This is a genomic window from Desulfuromonas sp. TF (assembly GCF_000472285.1).
In the GTDB taxonomy this organism is placed as follows: domain Bacteria; phylum Desulfobacterota; class Desulfuromonadia; order Desulfuromonadales; family ATBO01; genus ATBO01.
In genome coordinates this window covers 98,804-118,859 of the sequence record NZ_KI421413.1, presented here as the reverse complement: position 1 = coordinate 118,859, position 20,056 = coordinate 98,804, and the positions used below count along the sequence as shown (strand labels likewise).

Below are 20,056 nucleotides of genomic sequence, written 5' to 3'. Positions count from 1 at the left end.
TGCCGTGCTGTCCTGAGAAGGTAGAGGGGTTCAATCCTGATCCTCCTCCTCGGTTTCAACCTTTTCGCCGGGGACCCGATATTCTTCGCTGGCCCAGCGGCCCAGATCGACGAGCCGGCATTTTTCCGAACAGAAGGGACGATGCGGATTACCCTGCCACTCCGTTCTGGTACCGCAGCGGGGGCAGCGGACCTTAAGAATTTTGATTTTTTCAGACATCTGATGCTTATACCCGATATTAATTGAAAGGGATGGCCATTCGCAAGCCGGGGCGGACGCGCCCGGTAGATTTCTAGCATACCTCATCCCGGCTGTATAGTCCCATTTCAGATCGCACCGTCATATCAGATCACCGACAGCATCGAGCTTTTGACCTCTTCTCTCCCCTGGGCCCGTCCGAATTCTGTCGGAACAGTCCTCCTGCATTTCACTTTTTCAATCTTGGCGTTTGACAAAAAACAATACCCGGCTAAGGTCAATTTCAAACGATGCAGATCCGCAGATACCTGCTGCGTGAAGGCTGTTCCGGGCGAATCACCGTATTGCTGACGCGTCCGGCAGCCGCAATCAGCGAACCGTTAATTAAGTAGCTGATCATCCATTCAAAGGAGAAGCAACATGGAAAATCCCGCCACTTCCGTTTCGGCTTCCAGCCAGAGCGCCTCCGAACCATTCAGCGAATCGTCCGAGGATATCAACCTTGCACCGGCCGAGCGCCAGATTTCCATGATCGGCGGCGGCCTGCTCACCCTTTACGGGCTGACCCGCCTCTCGTTCAAAGGGCTGGCCATGGCTGCGGCCGGAGGCACTCTTCTCTATCGAGGACTCACCGGCCGCTGCCCTGCCTACTCGGCCCTGGGAATAGACACTGCCCATCCCGAGGCGGTCCTCATCACCGAGGCGATAACCATCGAAAGGTCTCAGGAAGAGCTCTACTCTTTCTGGCGCGACCTGGAAAACCTTCCCCAGTTCATGCAGCACCTCGAATCGGTGCACAACCTCGACGGATCCCGCTCCCACTGGACCGCCCGCGTCCCCGGCGGCATCGGCAACCTCAGTTGGGATGCCGAGGTGACTGAAACCCGGGCTTCCGAGCGGATCTCATGGCGCTCCCTTTCCGGGGCCCCCATATCCAACAAGGGGTCGGTGGTCTTTCGCGAAGCGCCCGGCGGCCGCGGCACCGAGGTGCAGGTGAGCATCGAATACTCCCCTCCGGCGGGGACGATAGGAGCCGCCGCGGCCCGGCTGCTCAATCCGGCCCTCTCCCGAATGATCCGGGAGGATGTGCGCCGCTTCAAGAGTCTGATGGAGGCGGGCGAAGTACCTACCGTGGCCGGGCAGCCTTCGGGACAGCTGCACTGAAAAGTCGGCGGCACGCCGCGGCCGGCACACCCTCAAAGGAGGTCATCATGAAAGCGATCTGCTGGTATGGTCCGGAGGACATCCGGGTGGAAACCGTCCCCGAACCCAAAATACTCAACCCCCACGATGCCATCATCCGGGTCACCCTGACGGCGATATGCGGCTCCGACCTTCATCTCTACGACGGTTACATGCCCAGCATGAAGAAGGGGGATATCCTCGGTCACGAGTTCATGGGAGAGGTTGTCGAGGTGGGCTCGCAAGTGCAAAATCTCAAACCGGGCGACCGCGTCGTCGTGCCCTTCCCCATTGCCTGCGGCCACTGTTTTCATTGCGGCCGCCAGGAATATTCCCTCTGCGACAACTCGAATCCCAACGCCTGGATGGCCGAGGAGATGTACGGGTATTCCGGCGCCGGCCTCTTCGGCTACTCCCACATGCTCGGCGGCTACGCGGGGGGACAGGCTGAATTCGTCCGGGTTCCCTACGCCGACGTGGGCCCGATCAAGGTTCCCGAGCACCTCTCCGACGAACAGGTCCTCTTCCTCTCGGATATCTTTCCTACCGGATACCAGGCGGCGCTCAACTGTGAAATCAAACCGGGGGATGTGGTTGCCGTCTGGGGCTGCGGACCGGTTGGGCAGTTTGCAATCGAGAGTGCCCGACTGCTCGGCGCCGCCCGCGTCATCGCCATCGACCGCTTCCCTGAGCGACTTGATCTGGCCCGTAATCACGGCCAGGCCGATGTATTGAACTACGAGGAGACCGACGTATTCGAGGCTCTCAAAGAATTGACCGGCGGACGTGGACCGGACGCCTGCATTGACGCCGTCGGTATGGAAGCTCACGGCGCCGGTCTCCTCGGCAAGTTCGACAAGGCCCTGCAGATGGCCAGGATGCAGACAGACCGTCCGACAGTCTTGCGACAAGTCATCCAGGCCTGCCGCAAGGGGGGGACGATCTCCATACCGGGCGTCTACGGAGGCATTCTCGACAAAGTCAATCTTGGAGCCGCCTTCGGCAAGGCTCTAACCCTGAAGATGGGACAGACCCACGTACAGAAATATCTCCCCAAACTGCTTGATCACATCGAAAAAGGGGACATCGATCCGTCCTTCGTCATAACCCACCGTCTCGACCTGGAGGACGCGCCCCGGGCTTACCGTATCTTCCGCGACAAGGAAGAACACTGCATCAAGACCGTGCTCAGGCCGCCGACGGTGCATTAGTGTCCGTTTGGTTGGAGGTGATCGAGCGGAACATGGAAGGGTAGAGACACCCCGGCAGGGCGTCTCTACGGCGGGGCGTACCAGACGGGCCAGCGGCCTGTCTCTACGATGATATCGACAACTTCCTCCCTGCCCTTCGCGCCTTGGCGGCCATGCGGCTGCTCAGGAGCTGCCGTTCGCTTCCGGCGGCGAGTCCGACATAGAGGGTGGCGACGGGTCTGGCGCCGACGACCCTGGCACCCTTTTTCAGGCTCTTCATCGACCCCGAGCAGAACCGTCCCATGACGGCCGGCATGGCGCATGAAGTGATCAAAACCGCCTTCTTGGTGGGCTTTCCCTCCTTGCGCAGCTTCGGCGCCGGTTCTCCCCAGGGCCACCAGGAACAGCAGACCAGACGTTCGAGAAAACGCTGGGTGAGCGCATTGACTCCGCCGACATTGACCGGCGCGCCGAGCACCAGGGCGTCGGCCTCCTCGATGGCCGCGATCAATCCTGCCATGTCATCATCGTGAATGCAGACGCCGGGGTCCGGCCCTTCCGTCTGCGTGCAACGACGGCAATTGGTGCAGAATTCGATGCGTTTGTCCAGCAAGTGGATTTTCTCGACCTTGTCTCCCCTCTGCTCGGCCGCATTCAGAACCTCGGAGACGGTTGTGTCGATGATGCCCCCCTTGCGGTAGCTGCCGACGATTCCCAGAATCTTTTTCCCCATGATCTTTCTCTTTCTGATTTTGAAAGCAGAAGTATCTTGTGACAACCTTTTACCCGTAATTATCTTTTCAATCAAGCTTGCATTGATGTGCAGCTTGCCTTGACAGCTTATCCTTCAATGTTTGAATGAATATAAAAGCCTCGTGAGGGCTGCAATCCTGCAAAAGCCAAACTCTTTGTGAAAAGGGGACGGAAAGCGGCGGATCTCCGCTGTGGAAATGGCCGAGCTGCCGAAGGGATTCGATCCTCATGGTACGCTCGGCTTTATATTTGTCCGAAGGAATTTAAAAGATGTATTGAACAGGAGGTTGAAATGAGAAGATCTAGCTTCCAGATTTCCGCCGTACTTCATGTCATTTGCCTTCTTTTCCTGACATTCCAAGGTGACCGTTCAGCTGCCGCCGCAACCGTTCCATCCCAGCTCCAGACTGGCGAGCAGAGGGGGCTGCCTTCCGTATCGCAAGCAAAAAAGACCGTTCTCAGCGATCGGGACGGTAACGGCCTTTCCGATGGTCTTCAGGAGCAGATCGCCAGCCTGCCGCCGACAGCGCCGGTTGATGTTGTGGTCACTTTTATCGGAAGAGGCGGCGCCGACGACGCACAAAAGGCCGTGGGGCCTTTCAAGGTTAAAAAGGAGTTCCGCATCATCCGCGGATTTGCCGCCACCGTAACCGCGGCTCAGGCCCGGGCTCTGGCCAGGGCGCAGGGAGTCTTCCGGGTGGAGGAGGACTTTCAGGTGTCGGCCATGCTCGATGCCGCCAGGAAAGATTTCGGCATCAACACCGTGGAGGGATGGGCAGCCCGCCTGGACGGCACCGGCGTCGGGATCTGCGTGGTGGACACGGGCGCCGATCCGGAACATGAACAGCTGAACGACGGAAAAGTGGCCGCTTTCGCCGATTTCATCGGCAACCGGATGGACCCTTATGACGACCATGGCCACGGCACCCATGTGGCAGCCATCGCAGCCGGCGACGGCACCGGCGGAGGCGATTCCAACTCCTTTCACGGAGTGGCCCCACGATCCCGCATCTATGCCGCCAAGGTTCTCGACGCCGCCGGTTCGGGTGCCGACAGCGGTGTCATCGCCGGGGTGCAGTGGTGCGCCGAGCAATCTGGAGTGCACATCATTTCCATGAGTCTCGGCACCACCGGCTCTTCGGACGGCCGGGACTCCCTGAGTCAGGCTGTCAACAATGCGGTGGCCGCCGGCAAGAGTGTGGTGGTAGCGGCTGGGAACTCCGGAGACGGGCCTGAAACCGTCGGCTCCCCCGGGGCTGCAGCCCAGGCTGTGACCGTGGGAGCGGCTGCCGAATGGTCGGCACCCGCCTCCGCTCCCAACCATTCCAACGGGATCTACCTGGCGCCCTTCTCCAGCCGCGGGCCGACCGCGGATGGGCGGCTCAAGCCCGACATCGTCGCACCGGGGGTTTCCGTGACCTCCGCTCGTGCCGGCACCACCAACAGCTATGTCACCTGGAGTGGCACCTCCATGGCCACCCCTTTCGTCTCCGGCGCCCTGGCTCTGGCGCTTCAGGCCAATCCGGAAATCACTCCAGGGAATCTGAAGGGGCTCCTCCTCTCCACCGCCCAGGACCGGGGCGCAGCCGGGGCGGACAATGACTGGGGCGCCGGTCTCCTCGACGGGGCCGGGCTGGTTGCTGCCGCAGGAGCACTTACCGCCGAACCGACGGCCTTTCCCAGGGGGGAGAGAAAAACCGGGACGGTCCCCGACAACGGCGAGGGGACCTTTACCTTCGAGATCACCGAAGCCGATCTGGGAGTCCCGGTCGCGGCAGCCGTTACCATCCTCGACGGGGGTCCCGTATGCCTTTACGGGTCACCTGTCTTTTGCGACATCCTGGGAGGATGGGCGTGGGCGCCCGATCTCGACGCGGAGCTCATCCACCCCTCCGGTTCAGTCATTGCCGAAAGCATCTGCCCTCTTCTGGGAGAGTGCGGCGCCATGGGGCGCCAGGAAACCCTGCATTACCTCCCCATGAATTCCGGCGATACCGGGACGTACACGGTCAGGATCTATCCCTTTGCCGACGATGCGGACGGCGGCAAGGGGGGAAGCGTTGCCCTGGATCTGTCGCGAGGCCCCCTGCCGGCGGCCGGTGCCAACACCCCTCCCGTGGCCCATGACCAGAGCGTTTCGGGCCCTGAGAATTCTCCTCTTGAAATCCTGCTCTCGGCTTCCGATGCCGACAACGACAGCCTTTCCTTTGCTGTCGCCGACAACCCCGCCCACGGCACCCTGAGCGGCATTGAGCCGGCGCTGACGTACACGCCCACGCCGAACTTCACCGGTTCCGACTCCTTCACCTTCACGGCCCACGACGGCATCGCGACCAGCGAACCGGCCACGGTGTCCGTCACCATCGTCGCCTCCGCCGACAACCTGCCGCCGACTGTGACAATTGAAACCCCCAGGGACGGTGCCGTATTCGGTTCCGGAAGCAAGATCACCTTCATCGGGTCTGCCATCGATCCCGAAGATGGAGATTTAACCGCCGATCTGGTCTGGACATCGAGCCGCGACGGGGTCATCGGGACAGGCGGAAGCATCAGCAAACGCGGCAAAAACGCTCTCAGCGACGGGCGTCATATCATCACCGCCGAGGCCGCCGACTTCCTCGGCGCCAAGGGAAGCGCCGCGATTGAGATCACGGTCGGCCAAGCCGCATCCACCGGAGGCGAAATGCATCTCGGAACTCTCCAGGGCGTCGGGGAAATCGTGAACAGCAAGTTCTGGAAGGCGCTCGTCAAAATCATCGTGCACGATACCGACCACGCAGCGGTAGCGAATGCGACGGTATCCGGAGACTGGAGCGGAGGGTATTCGGGAAGCAGCTCCTGCGTCACCGACCAGTTCGGCGAATGTGCGCTGGCAACCAGGAACTTGAAGATGAATGCAGGCAGTGTGACTTTCTCGGTCACCGACGTGACCCACGACTCTTTGAGCTACGACGGAACCGGCGACAACGGCACGAGCAGCACAGTGGCTCTTCCATAGAGAGAAATCAGGGAATGGGGGTCAGAATCCCGCGGATCGCCTTCTCCCGGTAACGGAAGATCCGTTTGAGATGAAGTCGCAGCAGCGGGTGGGCGATCTCCCCCAGGGGGCGCAGGGGCAGCTCATAGCGGACCTCGTCCTCGATGACCGTGCCCCCGTCCGCCTGCCGGAAACGATGGGTGTGGATCCAGAGGCGGTACGGCCCCTCCACCTGCCGGTCGACGAAGCGGTGCGGAGGCTCCCAGGTGGTGATCTCGCTGCGCCAGTTGAAGGACCAGCCGAACAGTCGCAGGCGGTAGTCGATCAGGGTGCCGGCGGCTATGGTGGCCGGCCTGGGCTGGAGGATGTGGAAGTTGAGTTCCGGAGGGGTGATCCGTTCTAGGTTGCCGGCCTCGGCGAAGAAGGGGAAGACTTCCTCGATGGGCCGGGGAATCGCGAAGGAGCTGTGCAGGGTATGGATCATGATGCCAGGCCTGATGTTAATGCATTTTCTGAAAATGTTTGACTTCAACTATTTGCGATATGAGCTTTTTCAAGAAAATTAACGGAGGGATTCATGGCCGTTCACATCGATGAGATTGCCCCCGACCTGTTCAGGTTCTCTCTTTATATCCCCCAGGCGAACCTGCAGTTCAATCAGTTTCTCCTGCGTGATGACGAACCTCTCCTCTATCACACCGGCCTGCGTCAGATGTTTCCCATGGTGAAAGACGCTGTGACCCGGATTCTCGATCCGTCGCGCATCCGCTGGATCGGCTTCAGCCACTACGAGGCGGATGAATGCGGTTCTCTCAACGAATGGCTCGCTGTCGCCCCGCGGGCCGAGCCGGTCTGCGGAGCCGTCGGCGCGGTGGTCAACATCAACGATGTCGCCGACCGCAAGGCGCGGGTTCTCGAAAAGGACGATGTCCTGAAGACGGGGAAGTATCGCTTCCGTCTCGTCGCCACTCCCCACGTTCCCCACGGATGGGACGCCGGCCATCTCTTCGAGGAATCCGAAGCCACCCTGCTCTGCTCCGACCTCTTCCTCCAGAGCGGCGATGTCGAGCCGCTGACCGGGGAGAGCCTCATCGACCGTTCGCGGGAGGCGCTGCGGGAGTACCAGGCAGGGCCTCTGGCCCACGCCACTGTCTGGTCCCCGCTTCTAGGACCCGCCCTGGAGGAGCTGGCCGCGCTGGAGCCGCGGCATCTCGCCGTCATGCACGGCTCCTCCTTCAGCGGCGACGGGGCCGGCGCCCTGAGGGAGTTGAGGGAGACGTACCGGGCCGTCCTCGATGAAAAGGAATCCCCACCCCGCTAGTCGCTCTTTTTCCGGTTCTTTCCCTCAGTCTTTCCGGTGGAGCTGGCGCTGCGCGCTTTCGCCGATAGGGTCCCCCTGCGGGCCGTCTCCGCCCCGGCGTGGTGCTCTATCGCCGCGTCCAGTTCCGCGCCGATCAGAACGGCGTAGGCGGTGAGAAAAAACCACATGAGCAGGATGATGATGGCCCCCATCGATCCGTACGTCTTGTTGTAGCTGCCGAAGTTGGAGACATAGAACGAGAAGAGGAGCGATGCGCCGATCCAAAGCAGCGTCGCGATGGCCGACCCCCAACTGACCCATCGCCAGCCGGGCTCTCTTCGGTCGGGGGCATAGCGGTACAGCACCGCGAGCCAGAGCATGACCATCAGGGCAAGTAAAGGCCAGCGGCCGAAGTTCACCACGTCCCGGATGCTCTCCGGAATCCCGAGGAATTGCAGGATCGCCGGAATGACGGCAATGAGAGCCAGGGAAATAAGGGCGGCCAGGATCCCGCCGACGGTGAATAGGAGAGCGATGCCGTTTATCTTGAAGAACCCACGCGTCTCCTTTTCGTCATAGACGATGTCCAGGGCGGTCATGAAGGCCTTCATTCCCTTGTTGGCGCTCCAGAGGGAAATCAGCAGGCCGCCGATGGCCCCGATTCCCAGCGCTCCCGAGGACGTCGACATGATGTGATTGATCTGCTGTTCGAGCAGTTGGCGGCTCTCCTGCGGAATGAAACCGCTGATTCCGGCGATCTGCTGCTGAACCCCGGAGGGATCCGCAAAGAGGGCGTAGATGGAGATGAGGGCCGCCAGCCCCGGAAAAACCGAAAGCATTGCGTAGAAGGCCACCCCGGCGGAGACGATGGAGAGGTTGTCCTCCTTCTGCTCGTCTTTCACCCGTACCAGGATGTTCTTCCACCCCTTGAGGGTTGAGCGGGTTTTGGTTGCCATTGTGATATCTCCCGAACCGGTTTGAAGAAGCCAGCGGACAGCTGTAGCGCCCGGCTCCTTCCGACCTTGATTGATTGATCTCCTTTTGTTTATTTTACAAGTGGTTACCGATACTTTTATCAGGTTGGACATTAATGTCAACGGGCGGCGAGAGGGAGGGGTTTCGTGGGTCGTGGGGGGAAGGTGAGAGAGGGATCAGGACCGCCGGAGGCGTTCGGCCATCGCCCTGACCTTCAGCCGGGAGGTCTTCAGGTCGGTTCCGTGCAGGTCGCGGTAGAGGCGGATGGCCATGAGCTTCTCGCCCGCCCTGAGGAGACGTTCCACATCCTCGTCGGTTCCCTGCCCCGGCGGCGGAAGAAGTCCGGCCCGCTGGACCCGGCGTCGTCGAAGCCGGAATCGCCGGCCGGAGATGAAAACGACCGCGAAGAGAAAGACGATCACGGCCAGAACCGGCCCGAGTCGGATCCCCTGCCCTGCCCCCACCGCCAGCGGTGCGGCAATCATCGCCGCCCCCAGCAGCAGTAAGATGATCCCGGCCAGAGCGCCCTTCCGTTCGATGACCGCTTCAGTGGGGAAATCCGGATCGTAGCGGATGGTAATCACCATCCCCGTCGGATAGCGCTCGATGGCTTTTTGCGCAGCCGCCTCCGAGTGGTAAAGCTTCTCGGCAAAGGCGATCTTCCGGCCGGTGAGGGTCCCGCCGCCGCAGGCGTAGGTGTAGGCCACCTCCGGGCGGAACACGATCTGCCCCTCCAGGCGCTCTTCCCTGCGCACCTCGCTGGAAACAACCTGACCGGTCGCCCGGGGCCAGCGCAGGGAGACGAAGGTGTCCCGGAGCGTGACCAGCCCCACGAGAAGGAGAATCAGTCCGAGGGCGACCATGAAGGCTCCAAAGAGGAGTCCGAAAGCGAAGGGGAGATTCTGGATGAGGTCGGTCATGGGTTTTTATATTTCAGGAGCTATGAAGAACACGGTGACTTGCTTCAGCGGCGAACCACCATCCCCGCCTCTGGAACGAAGCCCCCTCCCCTGCTGTCGGCGAATTCAAAGGGGATCGAGCGAAGCTCCATGCCGAAATTCTTCTGGACGGTAAAATGGAGGTGCGGACCCGACGAATAGCCGGTGTTGCCTGACTCGGCGATGAACTGCCCTCTTTCAACCCGGGCGCCCACGGAATATTGGATCGATTCCACCTTCAGGTGAGCATAGAGGGCCATGGTGCCGTCGTCGTGGAGAATGCGGATGAAGTTGGCCTTTTCCGCGAACTGCGCCCCTTTGCCTCCAGTGAAGAAATCGTGGGCGACGTTCATGATGACGCCGGAGCGTGCCGCGTGGATCCTGGTCCCCTCCGGCATGGGGATGTCGACCGCATATTCGCTCTGGGGATGGGTGTGTGTCGATTGTCCATGGAATGACTGGGAGACCCGGAAGGACTGGTCGGCGGGAACCGGAAGCAGGTACGGTTGCGATGGAAGATGCCGGGCTGCGGGATCGCCGACGACGAAGCTTTGGGTATAGGTGTACCGATACCCCTTCCGCCTGTCGGCCTGCCAGAGGCGTACGATGCTTTGGTTCTGTCGCGAGCCGATGATGGTGGTAAACGTTCGCGGCCGGTCCAATGCGATATTCTCCGCCTCGTCGAGGGTGAACTGATACTCCACGGGTCCAAAGCATTCGTTGACGCCGTGAATCTGAAGATCGTCCTTCTCCCCTCGCTTGGCGACGCTGAAACAGGGCCCTCTGGCAACTTCGACCTGCCGCACTCCCAGGACCTTTCCCCCGGCGACGGGCTTGTCGGAAAAGACCAGGTTGCCGTTCTCGCCCCGGGAAGTGTAAATCTTTTCCGCCCATGCATTTGGGGTGCAGAGGGAGGCGAACAGGAGGAGAAAAAAATACTTCGGCCAGGTGGTCATTGAGGGGTCGGCTTTCGGAAACAAACTTCATTATGCCTAGAGAAAAGCAAGAAGGGCCTTGGTTGCGAATGCGATAAAGAGCGCCCAGCTAAAGCTCATGAGCGTTCCAATAATGATATATTCGGCCTCCTTTTGTTGTCCCGGTTCCTTGATCTCACCAAACCGTAAAATGGACTTGGCTGTAACCAGGAAGCCAACTCCCTGGGGCTCGCCTGCCAACACAAGAAGATAAATCAACGCACGTTCCAGTTGACCTATCAGTCGGCCGGCATTCGGCAAACCCTCAGATGTATTATCAAGAGCCTTCTGAAAAGGAGCGACCGTCTTTCCAACCCAGAAGCCTCCAACCCGAACACAAAGTATCGCACCAGTAACTAGCAATAGTCCCTTGGTATAAAAGGGGAAAATTGATTGCCAATACGGCACGGTCTCACCGGGAATCCAATAAACCCCGATGGCCGTAAGAGCAGCAAGATGAGCACCTTGGTCCAGAAGGAAGGCTTTGGGGCCATCCTTCCCTGATAGGGTCTTAATTCCATCAATAACCATATGAGTGATGAGAACACCCACTAAAATTTGCCAACTAATCCAGATTCCGCATATCAGGTAGCTAACTGCCGTGACCAGCGACGCATGGATCATAAGAACGCCGGCGTCTCTTTTGTTCCGGACCATCAGGTCGGATTGAAAAAAGAAATCTCCCAATAAATGAGCTGTAATCAAGCCAAAAACGATGTCCAGGTTTGCAACTTCCACCGTTCCTCCGGGTTTTCATCGTCAAAAGTGCATTTTTTAAATTGAGCGCGCGTGAACTATGCAACCTTATGGGGTTGCCATTCCTTTGCGCAACCTCGAAGGGTTGCATTCATCGCAAGCAACCCTTAGGGTTGTGGTCTAATGTGGAGATGAAACTCAAGATTCTCGAAAGACTGCAGAGCTCGCTCCAAAGCAAACCATCCTGCCCCATCAAGGCTTTTGGCGACGGCTTGTCGGGTAACGGTAGATGGCCAGATCTGGCGGGTTTCATCCTGGGTATACCCAAGCAGGGCGCCTTTGACAGCAAGGGCCTGCTTTTCCGTCCATCGATCAGCCAGGGTTCCCACCAACACAACGGTCGTTTTCAGCGCCTCAAGGTTATGATGTGAGCCAAAGCTTTGAGGCAATGCCAGGCATAAAGTCTGCTTTGTCCCCATACTATCGAGAGCGGGCCCAGAAAGCCGGTAGGCTTCACCATCGGCGCCCCCCTTTGAAGTCTCAGGCATAAAATCTATGGTGCCGATCCCAATGGCGATGCGCATATCAACCTTAAGGGAGCCCGTAGATGCCTTTAATGCAGCTCTAAAGAACAATGCAGCCCGCAAGGATTTGGCCGGCTCGCTAAGCAGAAATTGAACACTGTCGCCTCTAAAGATATTGATCCCACCGATAACGAGACCTGGAAAGGCGTCGGTCAGTTCCTCGCCGGTATTCAGGATGGCGTCGTGAAGCCTACTTCGGGCCTCAGACCCCAGTCTTGAAGACTGAATGGCATCCCCCGTCAGGGCAGCGTAGTATCGATCTTTTTGAACATCCATAAAAACGCTCCTCAATCATCGAATTATCAATGTAGCATGAGGTCATACACAGCTCCATGCAGGAACATTTAACCCTCTGTGACTTCCTCCCCCAAATCCTCCGCAATCAACCGGAACTGCTCAAGCGCCGCCTCCAGATCCTGCACAATTTCGGCAGCGATCACACCCGGGTCGGGCAGGTTGTCCGAATCCTCCAGCGATTCGTCCCGCAGCCAGAAGATGTCAAGGCTGGCCTTGTCGCGGGCGACGATTTCCTCGAAGTCGAAACAGCGCCAGCGGCCGTCGGGATTTTTCTCGCTCCAGGTGGCGGTGCGTTGCTGCCGCTTGGCGGGATTGTAGAGCTTTACGAACTCATCGAGATCGCCGCGCTTGAGGGAGTTGGTCTTGAGGGTGAAGTGCTGGTTGGTGCGCAGGTCGTAGATCCAGAGCTTCTTCGTCCAGGGAGTCTCGCTGGCGGGCTTGCGGTCGAAGAAGAGGACGTTCGCCTTAACGCCTTGGGCGTAGAAGAGGCCGGTGGGGAGGCGCAGGAGGGTGTGCACTTCGCATTCATGCAGGAGCTTGCGGCGGATCGTCTCCCCTGCCCCGCCTTCGAAGAGCACGTTGTCGGGGACGACCACGGCGGCGCGGCCGTGCTGTTTGAGCAGGGTCTTGACGTGCTGCAGGAAGTTGAGCTGCTTGTTCGAGGTGGTAGCCCAGAAGTCGTCTCGCTCGATGATCTCGGTCTCGCGGCCGACCTTCCCGTCCTCTCCGACGATGGTGGTCGAGCTTTTCTTGCCGAAGGGGGGATTGGTGAGGACGATCTCGTAGCGGTCGCCGGGGTCGCCGGCCAGGGAGTCGCCCACCACCAGCGGCAGGCGGGTGCCGTCCCCGTTGCCGGCGATGCCGTGGAGCATCAGGTTCATGGCGCAGAGCCGGGCCGTCGACTGCACCAGCTCGCACCCCATGAAGGTCTCCCCCTTGAGCGCCTTGAGCTCCGCCTTGGTCATGTGGGGATGGTTCTCGACGATGTAGTCGTGGGCCGCCAGCAGAAAGCCGCCGGTGCCGCAGGCCGGGTCGCAGATGGAGTCGCCGGGCCTGGGGGCGACGGCGTCTACGATGGCCTGGATCAGCGGCCGGGGGGTGAAGTACTGCCCTGCCCCGCTCTTGGTGTCCTGGGCGTTCTTCTCCAGCAGCCCCTCGTAGGCGTCCCCCTTGACGTCGGCGCTCATCACCGACCAGTTCTCCTTGTCGATGAGGTCGACGATCAGGCGGCGCAGCTTGGCGGGGTCCTGGAACTTGTTCTGGGACTTGTTAAAGATCAGCCCGAGCAGACCCTTTTCGTTGCCGAGGGCTTCGAGGGTGTGACGGTAATGGTCGAAGAGGTCGTCGCCGTCCTTCTTCACCAGGGTCGGCCAGGCGTAGTCGGCCGGGACGCTGCTCGGCTGGTTGTAGGGTGGCTTGGTGCGCTCGTCGGCCATCTTGAGGAAGAGCAGATAGGTGAGCTGCTCGACGTAGTCGCCGTAGCTCATGCCGTCATCGCGGAGGACGTTGCAGAAGTTCCAGAGTTTGCTTACGATTGCGGCGGGGGTCATGGATTATCTCTCAATGCGTGGTTTTTCATAATGATTTCGGCTTCGGGCTGTTGTATACTTGGGGTTATGAAAAAATCTCTCCTGAACACCAATCCCTATCTCAAGGATGCCTCCCAGCGGGAGCGTGCCTTGGCCCTTAATATCGAGAGTTCCTCCGCCATTGAGGGGATCCAGGTCAAGCGCGATGCCGCTTCCGGACGGTTTGTCGCAACCAAGTCCGGGGAAGTCTCTTCCAGCACCGTCAAGAAGAAAGCTCGATAACGTCGACAAAGAGGTGCGTCATAGGGCGATATTCCCGATCTAGGCCCGCCCGCACCGCGGCAAAATACTCTTCCTTGCGCCGCCCCGCCATTTCGCTGAAATCAAGAAGCGGAAGACCTGCCTGAAGCCCCATCAGGGTCGCCAGCAGGCGGCCAAGCCGACCGTTCCCCTCACGAAACGGATGGATCAGCATCAGCTCCACATGCACCTCGGCCAAGGCTTGGGCAATAGTTTCACGCTCACTGAAGTGACAGGGGGTGTAGCGCGCCAGCTGATCGCGCTCGAACTCCGCCATTAATGCCGGAATCGTGTGGGCCATGGCAAAGGTGAACCCATCCTTGCTGAGATTTACCTTTCGGTATTCACCAGCCCATGAGTAGATGCGCCCAAGCCAGAGCCGGTGCATGCCACAAATGTCTGGGGCGGTAAACGACTGATCCTGTTCGATCTCTCCAAGCAATTGCTCCTCGGCCAGCCAAAGCTCGGCTGTCTCGGCAGTTTCCATCTTTTCACGTGTCGTGATACCGAGGAGGTTTTTCAGCACTGTACCGTTGGATTCCGGCTCATACTGGTCTTCTGGGAGACCCGAGGTATCGTAGCGATCATGTGGGGTCATTCGCTTTTACCTTTACCTGGAACGGGTCTCCAGTAGAGCCTCATAGGACGATTCCAGCGGCGGGAGATCTTTCCCGATCTCAACCCGATCGCCTCCCGGTGTCGCTGCATCATCACAGAGCAGATACCCCCATGTCTCCGAATGAAGGCAAACAAGGAACGTGTTCTGCAGTATATGGAACTTTGTCTCGGCCCTGCTCTTTTGAATGAAATCGATACCCTCTTCGCCATCCTCTACAAGCTCTGTCATGCCTAAAAGCTCGTCGTAAGCCTTTATCGTCAAAGTCCGCAGATCCCTTGAGGGATCGTCATATTTCAGGCTGCCCAACACCTGTTCGTTCATCAGCGGGAGCTTGTACAGAAACTCATCCCTTTCAACCTCGTCGATACCGCCGGTAATGGCCGCACAACCAGAAGTGAGGAGGAGGATTGCGAATAAAAAACAGAACCGCGACGATATCATGCGACCTCCCATTGGGATGGAATTATAGCGATGTCATCGAAATTGGCTACGGGCCGGCCGGTATCTAGGCTATACGCTGGCAGATCGTTCTCGCCAAGACCTGGTCCGGATTCATAAACGAAGGCCCAAGCCTTCTCCATGAAATCGATCATTTTTTCATTGAACCGCGGCAAGCAGTCCTCAAAAAAGTGGATGCGATCCCTTCCAAGGAAATTCTCGTCCCAGAATCTCGGCCTTTCGAGAGCAAGGTAGTCATCTTCCTGTCCATCCAGATCTGCGATTTCCCTGAAGACGAAAGGCCGGGTGGCATCGAGTGTCCGGAACCAGTTCGGCCACCTGCCGGTAGAAAGGCAGAACAGCCGGGCCATACCCTCCACCCAGCCAGCAATCTCTTCCGGTTGAACACCCCTACCATAGATCGATTCAATCAGATTCGCAAAGTGGTTGCACACCATGTTGGAATATTTCAAGTCGTTGAAGCCCTTGATGTAGGTGTCCATTCTGGCGTAACCGGCCTCTATGGCATGGCCTCTATCACCGGTGAAATGCTTGAAAAGAAGAACGTCAATCCCCATTTCGAGCGCTCGGTGCACCGCCTTGTTTGATCCTTCGTAGCGACCAACTTTATCCATGACATAGGGATGGCAGACGCCGTCAGCAATAAGATGGGAGGCATAGCCAACCAGGAACCAGAAGAAGGCGTCACACCCTCTCTTGTCCGCTCCGTTTTCAATAAACGTCTTCACCTGCTCTAAACCCATCAGTGGCAGGCGGTTGGGTGCCAGGCTCGGTGCCTGCCCCGGTGATGTGAAATGAAATATGTTGGCGAGCTCGCTGTCAGAGTCGAGGAAATCGTTGTCGGTTACACTGGCGTAAGGGAGATCGGGGGCGATACTTCCGATCTGAAAATAACGGGTATTCGCCCTCATTTTATGGCTGTAAGGCCTATCGGCCTCCACCGGAAGATATCGGCTGAGAAGCATATGCGAAATACCGCTGGGCATCAGGTCATCTCCTTGATACTTTATGCAATATTAAATTATTTACCAACATTCTTCCCAAAATAGTATCCCAGTACAATACTGAAAATTGGAATATACTCTGACTTTACATCTCTAAATGCCCACATTGTCAAGAATGCTATTGTAACCAGAATAGCTATTATACCACCTATGAACTCGGAAAAGGATATTTCATTAATTCTCTGAAGAAATGTTCTCCTTTTATCCATTTCTAGTTGAAGCTCTCTCAAAACATCAACTCCGTCATCATATAAATCAATTTCGCCATTGGCATCAACATGGGCATAATACTGATTGTTTTCTTCTTCGTTTTGATCATCCTCATATTCAATGTAATAGACGCGTCCACCTAGAAACTCTCTCAGCGCTATTGAGAATTGGAAGTTTGTCGCCTCAGGATGCAGTTGAGTAATTTCGGCCTCAATTTGTCTTTTAACATCTGGCATAGCAACAACCCTTTCATTCAAATAGGCAAGAATCCCACAAGAGGTGTATGATGAATTGGTCGAGGGCTTCGAGGGTGTGGCGGTAATGGTCGAAGAGGTCGTCACCGACCTTCTTCACCAGGGTCGGCCAGGCGTAGTCGGCCGGGACGCTGCTCGGCTGGCTGTAGGGCGGTCTGGTGCGTTCGTCGGCCATCTTAAGGAAAAGCAGATAGGTGAGCTGCTCGACATAGTCGCCGTAGCTCATGCCGTCGTCGCGGAGGACGTTGCAGAAGTTCCAGAGTTTGCTTACGATTGCGGCTGGGGTCATGAATAATTCACCTTTATTCGATCTATCAAAAACTTGTCAGTTCATTATAAGATTTGATTGCAAATTGATCGCTCATTGCCGTTATGAAATCGATTATTGCTTGGTGATATTGCCGTTCATTATTCATGTCATATATCACTTTGTTATTTAGTCGTCCCGTCTCCCCCCTTGCGGTGCTAGCATTCGAATATTTGTTAAGCCATGCGAAAAAATATTCTGAAAATTTAGGATAAAATTTCGAATGAGATTTTATAACATTTGGCGTTTCCATCTTGTTGTAGCACACTTTAAGGCTCTCAAAAATAGATCGAATAACAAGTTCCACATATTTTTTATAATTTTCAAGTCGAGGGTGAAAATAGATGGTTTCATAATTGAATTTTTTAATATTATTTATTAATTCCAAGTGCTTCTCTGAAAAGGAGATCCCTATTTCAGGAGAACTTGAATTACACAAATCAACAATAAAGTCATGCATTATTATTGTGTTGTTGATTTCTTTCAGAGGAGATCCGGAAATTTGCTTAAGCTTTTTAAGTTCGCTGTAAGTCAAAATCCCAATCCTAATTGCATCCTCAATGTCCCTCCCTAAGTAAGCAACCTTGTCAGAAACCTTGACAACACAAGCTTCCCAACTGAACGGAGCATATTGATTTGGCTTTACAATTTCTGTCAAATCAATGGCCATATCCCTAGGCCGTAGGCCTGTCTCGTCAACCTCACCACAATGAGAAACTATTCCATCTCTCACTGCATAAGTGAGATTCATGTTTGTATCCCGTCCACTACTGTCTGGCAACGTCTCAATTTCATCAACAAAACGAAGGCTATTCCTTTCGTGCCAAAAGCTGTCACCTATATGATCAATTGCTATTTTTTTGATAACCGTCTCGCCAGCGTGGCCAAAAGGCGCATGGCCAAGGTCGTGTCCAATTGCTATCGCGCTTGTTAATTCTGTATTTAGACCAAGATACTGCGAAATTGTCTGACTAACAGACGATACATGGTTTACGTGTTCAATCCTTGTACAAATATGGTCGTTTTGAGTGGCAAAGAAAACTTGAGTCTTATGCTTCAGTCTTCGATATGCATTGCAGTGAAGTATCCGTGTAAAATCTCTTGCAAATTCTGACCTTATGTCATCCGTTTTCCGATAAAGTTCGGATACGCGAGAAACAGATTGATTCCATTTCGGATTCGATGGATTTAAGGCCACTTCTGCAAATGAATTTTTCCCCATGTTACCTCCATTTATCTCTACCCAGAGACTACATACCGCGCCCCACGCCTCTCCCCAACTTGCCGCACCTTTCCTACCCGCTTCAACTCCTGAATCGCCGTATTCCACTGGCCAGCAGTCAAACCGAGCGGGTCGACCAGATCAGCGCGGGCGTATTCGCGGCCGTGTTGCATTGTGGCGAGGATGCGGGCGATGATGGCGTCGCCGTAGGGGGCGGGGGCTTCGGCGACCATCGGCAGCGGATTGGTCGCAGGTGCACCTGTCCTGGGTGCACCTGTCCTGGGTGCAGGGAGTCTGTGCTTGCGTTGGCGAGCGGCCGGTTCTTTGGTTTGCGGGGGTTGCTGCGACCGTATCCGTCCCAGCAGCACGCTGGCCGGCTCGTCGTTTGGGTCCTGGGAGACGAGTTGGCCGGAGAAGGCTTGTTTGAGGATCGACTGGCGCAGGCGGGCGGCGCGGCGGAGGTTGGCGTCGACTTGCGCTTCGGCATCGGCGACGATGGAGAGGCGGCGTTCGACTTCGGCGACGATTTGGTGTTGTTCCTCAATAGGTGGGAGAGAAAAAGGAATTTGTTCTACTCGGCTTTTGTTGAGCGCGGGCTGGTTCCCTCCAGAACCACGGAGCCGAGTACGTTCGTATTCTTGCTCAAGAAAGCTGTAGATGTACTCAGACACAATTTCCGTATCCGAAACTCGAATCGCCGCTGAGTTCTGGTTATTACACGCTTCAATGTCGAGAATTGCTACCTGACCCCTTGTTTTGCCCTCTCCTATCATCCCTAGTAAGATTGTGCCCGGAGGGTGCAATTTCGTTGAAGAGCTTTTTAAGCCAAGATCGGTTATTGTCTCTCTAGTGGATCGAATTCTACAGAAGGCGACCTCTCCGCTACTTACCCAAGGGACTGAACCATTCCAGTACTCAGGCTTGACTCTACTTGGTGTCGCACCAACGCAGACTTCAAAAACGTCGCCAATTGAGACACAAACCCACCCCTCCGGCAACTCCGGCAACCCGCTCGTGTCCGGCGCAACAGGCTCCTTGTACTTCCCCCTCCCTTGCCAATTCGCACGCCGCTCTTCAAGAATCCGCTCCAGCAGCTTGTCGGCCGGTTCGACATCGGGATGCTGCTTGCGCCATTCTTCGGTGAGTTTGCCTTCGACGGCGGCCTTGAGGACAGCGGCTTTGTAGCGCTTGAGGTTGGCCTTGACGCGCTTGAGGTTGGCGACGGCTTCGTCGAGGCGGGAGAATTGTTTTTCGATTTCGGCGACGATGCGGGTTTGTTCGTTGAGGGGGGCAAGAGGGATAGTCGCATCACGCAGGAATTGCGTCGGCACGCGCTTCTGCCCGACCGCGCCGGTCATCTGGTGTTCGGCATCGCCGCGAAACTTATTACTGGAAACATAGAAGTAAAGATAGCGGGCGTTGACTCCCGGCTTCGGCCGCAACACATGGAACTCAGTCGAACCAAACCCGTATCCGTTCTTGACTTCGGGAACGACCGCCATCTTGCCATTTTCCATGCACGGCGTAATCTTGGCAAATAGCACATCACCTTGCTGAAAGCTGGTAAAGCCCTTCTTTACTTCACTGAATGGTTTTACAGCCAAGACGTCAATTGAACCATCTCCTGCGCCTACTGCGGGCATCGGCACGAAAGAAACCAGCAGGTCATCTGGGATATCTTTCTTGTCAAGGCGCGGATTGACCTCAGCAATCTCCTCAATTTTCACTTCCGTCCAAGCGTTTACCACTACTGCCCCTTACCAAATCCGCGACCGAAACCAAAACCACCCAAGAACCCAAGGAGAGCAATTATTATCTTTTCAGTCAACTGCACTTCACCCTTGAATAATGCCATGCCGGCGAGAAGCACAACGAGCACCGCTACACTGAACACATACATCAGGAACTTGCTTGTAACCCGGCCAAGAATCTCTGCTCTTTTCGTCGCTTCCTGCTGGGCAATATCCTGACTCTTGGCCAATGGCTCAGTAACCCCCTTCAACAAGTCGGTAATTGCAATCATCTCCTGCTCAGGAGCGACAATTTGTGGTGTCTGTGCTTCGGCTTGATCGGACATTCCAACATCCT

General features: G+C 56.8%; 21 protein-coding genes, 1 pseudogene and 1 riboswitch. Of the genes and pseudogenes, 5 read left to right on the top strand and 17 right to left on the bottom strand.

All coding sequences use genetic code 11. The annotated features are described in order from the left end of the window. Positions 1-30: 30 nt before the first annotated feature. Positions 31-219 (bottom strand): DNA gyrase inhibitor YacG, encoded by a 189-nt coding sequence (locus DTF_RS0103080; RefSeq protein ID WP_027714127.1) that lies wholly within the window; start codon positions 217-219, stop codon positions 31-33. 399 nt (positions 220-618) lie between these two features. On the opposite strand from DTF_RS0103080, the gene DTF_RS0103075 reads away from it, so the two are divergent. Together DTF_RS0103075 and DTF_RS0103070 are read left to right on the top strand one after the other, a co-directional pair. Beyond that, a complete protein-coding gene (locus DTF_RS0103075) occupies positions 619-1,362 on the top strand; it encodes an SRPBCC family protein (protein WP_027714126.1) in 744 nt (247 codons plus the stop codon). 47 nt (positions 1,363-1,409) lie between these two features. Further along, a complete protein-coding gene (locus DTF_RS0103070) occupies positions 1,410-2,591 on the top strand; it encodes a zinc-dependent alcohol dehydrogenase (protein WP_027714125.1) in 1,182 nt (393 codons plus the stop codon). A 103-nt stretch (positions 2,592-2,694) separates the two neighbouring features. Here the strand turns inward: DTF_RS0103070 and DTF_RS0103065 are convergent, their stop codons facing one another. Further along, positions 2,695-3,303 carry a flavodoxin family protein gene (locus tag DTF_RS0103065; protein ID WP_027714124.1) on the bottom strand — a complete coding sequence of 203 codons (609 nt, stop codon included), beginning with the start codon at positions 3,301-3,303 and terminating at the stop codon, positions 2,695-2,697. 155 nt (positions 3,304-3,458) lie between these two features. After that, positions 3,459-3,537: riboswitch (cyclic di-GMP riboswitch) on the top strand. A gap of 78 nt (positions 3,538-3,615) precedes the next feature. On the opposite strand from DTF_RS0103065, the gene DTF_RS25100 reads away from it, so the two are divergent. Continuing rightward, positions 3,616-6,321 (top strand): S8 family serine peptidase, encoded by a 2,706-nt coding sequence (locus DTF_RS25100; protein ID WP_051360803.1) that lies wholly within the window; start codon positions 3,616-3,618, stop codon positions 6,319-6,321. 7 nt (positions 6,322-6,328) lie between these two features. Here the strand turns inward: DTF_RS25100 and DTF_RS0103055 are convergent, their stop codons facing one another. After that, entirely contained in the window at positions 6,329-6,784 is a 456-nt protein-coding gene (locus DTF_RS0103055) for an SRPBCC family protein (protein WP_035055563.1), read from the bottom strand. 93 nt (positions 6,785-6,877) lie between these two features. On the opposite strand from DTF_RS0103055, the gene DTF_RS0103050 reads away from it, so the two are divergent. Further along, complete coding sequence (locus DTF_RS0103050; protein ID WP_027714122.1) at positions 6,878-7,621, top strand: MBL fold metallo-hydrolase; 744 nt, start codon at positions 6,878-6,880, stop codon at positions 7,619-7,621. On the opposite strand, the gene DTF_RS21630 is transcribed toward DTF_RS0103050, so the two are convergent. From DTF_RS21630 to DTF_RS0103020, 6 genes are all read right to left on the bottom strand, one after another. Beyond that, complete coding sequence (locus DTF_RS21630) at positions 7,618-8,556, bottom strand: YihY/virulence factor BrkB family protein (RefSeq protein ID WP_051360801.1); 939 nt, start codon at positions 8,554-8,556, stop codon at positions 7,618-7,620. The two genes, DTF_RS0103050 and DTF_RS21630, sit on opposite strands and share 4 nt — an antisense overlap. Before the next feature lie 195 nt (positions 8,557-8,751). After that, positions 8,752-9,495, bottom strand: a complete 744-nt coding sequence (locus tag DTF_RS0103040) for a DUF3592 domain-containing protein (protein WP_027714121.1) — start codon at positions 9,493-9,495, stop codon at positions 8,752-8,754. Positions 9,496-9,539: 44 nt separating this feature from the next. Next, positions 9,540-10,469 (bottom strand): peptidoglycan DD-metalloendopeptidase family protein, encoded by a 930-nt coding sequence (locus DTF_RS21625; RefSeq protein WP_051360799.1) that lies wholly within the window; start codon positions 10,467-10,469, stop codon positions 9,540-9,542. 36 nt (positions 10,470-10,505) lie between these two features. Beyond that, positions 10,506-11,225: a DUF3307 domain-containing protein gene (locus DTF_RS21620; protein WP_051360797.1), complete on the bottom strand. Its 720-nt coding sequence runs from the start codon at positions 11,223-11,225 to the stop codon at positions 10,506-10,508. Positions 11,226-11,350: 125 nt separating this feature from the next. Next, a complete protein-coding gene (locus DTF_RS0103025) occupies positions 11,351-12,043 on the bottom strand; it encodes a hypothetical protein (protein WP_027714120.1) in 693 nt (230 codons plus the stop codon). Positions 12,044-12,111: 68 nt separating this feature from the next. Beyond that, positions 12,112-13,614 (bottom strand): class I SAM-dependent DNA methyltransferase, encoded by a 1,503-nt coding sequence (locus tag DTF_RS0103020; protein ID WP_027714119.1) that lies wholly within the window; start codon positions 13,612-13,614, stop codon positions 12,112-12,114. Positions 13,615-13,680: 66 nt separating this feature from the next. On the opposite strand from DTF_RS0103020, the gene DTF_RS0103015 reads away from it, so the two are divergent. Next, the gene (locus DTF_RS0103015; protein WP_035055560.1) at positions 13,681-13,875 is read left to right on the top strand and encodes a hypothetical protein; all 195 of its coding nucleotides are present in this window, start codon (positions 13,681-13,683) and stop codon (positions 13,873-13,875) included. Here the strand turns inward: DTF_RS0103015 and DTF_RS0103010 are convergent. From DTF_RS0103010 to DTF_RS0102975, 8 genes and pseudogenes are all read right to left on the bottom strand, one after another. Further along, positions 13,856-14,491, bottom strand: a complete 636-nt coding sequence (locus tag DTF_RS0103010) for a Fic family protein (RefSeq protein WP_027714117.1) — start codon at positions 14,489-14,491, stop codon at positions 13,856-13,858. The genes DTF_RS0103015 and DTF_RS0103010 overlap by 20 nt on opposite strands. 12 nt (positions 14,492-14,503) lie before the next feature. Next, positions 14,504-14,953 (bottom strand): hypothetical protein, encoded by a 450-nt coding sequence (locus DTF_RS0103005; protein ID WP_027714116.1) that lies wholly within the window; start codon positions 14,951-14,953, stop codon positions 14,504-14,506. Further along, positions 14,950-15,957 (bottom strand): zinc dependent phospholipase C family protein, encoded by a 1,008-nt coding sequence (locus tag DTF_RS0103000; protein WP_027714115.1) that lies wholly within the window; start codon positions 15,955-15,957, stop codon positions 14,950-14,952. The genes DTF_RS0103005 and DTF_RS0103000 overlap by 4 nt, the downstream gene beginning before the upstream one ends. Positions 15,958-15,992: 35 nt before the next feature. After that, positions 15,993-16,442 carry a hypothetical protein gene (locus tag DTF_RS0102995; RefSeq protein ID WP_155890689.1) on the bottom strand — a complete coding sequence of 150 codons (450 nt, stop codon included), beginning with the start codon at positions 16,440-16,442 and terminating at the stop codon, positions 15,993-15,995. A gap of 40 nt (positions 16,443-16,482) precedes the next feature. After that, positions 16,483-16,728 (bottom strand): annotated as a pseudogene (locus tag DTF_RS0102990) (type I restriction-modification system subunit M N-terminal domain-containing protein); the annotation flags it as partial. Positions 16,729-16,753: 25 nt separating this feature from the next. Continuing rightward, positions 16,754-17,968: a deoxyguanosinetriphosphate triphosphohydrolase family protein gene (locus DTF_RS0102985; protein WP_027714112.1), complete on the bottom strand. Its 1,215-nt coding sequence runs from the start codon at positions 17,966-17,968 to the stop codon at positions 16,754-16,756. Positions 17,969-17,985: 17 nt separating this feature from the next. Then, entirely contained in the window at positions 17,986-19,695 is a 1,710-nt protein-coding gene (locus DTF_RS21615; RefSeq protein ID WP_162148583.1) for a restriction endonuclease subunit S, read from the bottom strand. A gap of 20 nt (positions 19,696-19,715) precedes the next feature. Further along, the gene (locus DTF_RS0102975) at positions 19,716-20,045 is read right to left on the bottom strand and encodes a hypothetical protein (RefSeq protein ID WP_027714111.1); all 330 of its coding nucleotides are present in this window, start codon (positions 20,043-20,045) and stop codon (positions 19,716-19,718) included. Positions 20,046-20,056 lie beyond the last annotated feature (11 nt).

Excerpts from the sequence above, each read along its gene's own strand:
- DTF_RS0102985 (WP_027714112.1), bottom strand. The coding sequence starts at position 17,968 with ATGGGGAAAAATTCATTTGCAGAAGTGGCCTTAAATCCATCGAATCCG.
- DTF_RS0103050 (WP_027714122.1), top strand. The coding sequence starts at position 6,878 with ATGGCCGTTCACATCGATGAGATTGCCCCCGACCTGTTCAGGTTCTCT.
- DTF_RS0103015 (WP_035055560.1), top strand. The coding sequence starts at position 13,681 with ATGAAAAAATCTCTCCTGAACACCAATCCCTATCTCAAGGATGCCTCC.
- DTF_RS0103040 (WP_027714121.1), bottom strand. The coding sequence starts at position 9,495 with ATGACCGACCTCATCCAGAATCTCCCCTTCGCTTTCGGACTCCTCTTT.
- DTF_RS21625 (WP_051360799.1), bottom strand. The coding sequence starts at position 10,469 with ATGACCACCTGGCCGAAGTATTTTTTTCTCCTCCTGTTCGCCTCCCTC.
- DTF_RS0102975 (WP_027714111.1), bottom strand. The coding sequence starts at position 20,045 with ATGTCCGATCAAGCCGAAGCACAGACACCACAAATTGTCGCTCCTGAG.
- DTF_RS0103005 (WP_027714116.1), bottom strand. The coding sequence starts at position 14,953 with ATGATATCGTCGCGGTTCTGTTTTTTATTCGCAATCCTCCTCCTCACT.
- DTF_RS0103055 (WP_035055563.1), bottom strand. The coding sequence starts at position 6,784 with ATGATCCATACCCTGCACAGCTCCTTCGCGATTCCCCGGCCCATCGAG.
- DTF_RS0103025 (WP_027714120.1), bottom strand. The coding sequence starts at position 12,043 with ATGGATGTTCAAAAAGATCGATACTACGCTGCCCTGACGGGGGATGCC.
- DTF_RS0103070 (WP_027714125.1), top strand. The coding sequence starts at position 1,410 with ATGAAAGCGATCTGCTGGTATGGTCCGGAGGACATCCGGGTGGAAACC.
- DTF_RS0103010 (WP_027714117.1), bottom strand. The coding sequence starts at position 14,491 with ATGACCCCACATGATCGCTACGATACCTCGGGTCTCCCAGAAGACCAG.
- DTF_RS0103080 (WP_027714127.1), bottom strand. The coding sequence starts at position 219 with ATGTCTGAAAAAATCAAAATTCTTAAGGTCCGCTGCCCCCGCTGCGGT.
- DTF_RS0103065 (WP_027714124.1), bottom strand. The coding sequence starts at position 3,303 with ATGGGGAAAAAGATTCTGGGAATCGTCGGCAGCTACCGCAAGGGGGGC.
- DTF_RS21630 (WP_051360801.1), bottom strand. The coding sequence starts at position 8,556 with ATGGCAACCAAAACCCGCTCAACCCTCAAGGGGTGGAAGAACATCCTG.
- DTF_RS0103020 (WP_027714119.1), bottom strand. The coding sequence starts at position 13,614 with ATGACCCCCGCCGCAATCGTAAGCAAACTCTGGAACTTCTGCAACGTC.
- DTF_RS0103075 (WP_027714126.1), top strand. The coding sequence starts at position 619 with ATGGAAAATCCCGCCACTTCCGTTTCGGCTTCCAGCCAGAGCGCCTCC.
- DTF_RS25100 (WP_051360803.1), top strand. The coding sequence starts at position 3,616 with ATGAGAAGATCTAGCTTCCAGATTTCCGCCGTACTTCATGTCATTTGC.
- DTF_RS0103000 (WP_027714115.1), bottom strand. The coding sequence starts at position 15,957 with ATGCCCAGCGGTATTTCGCATATGCTTCTCAGCCGATATCTTCCGGTG.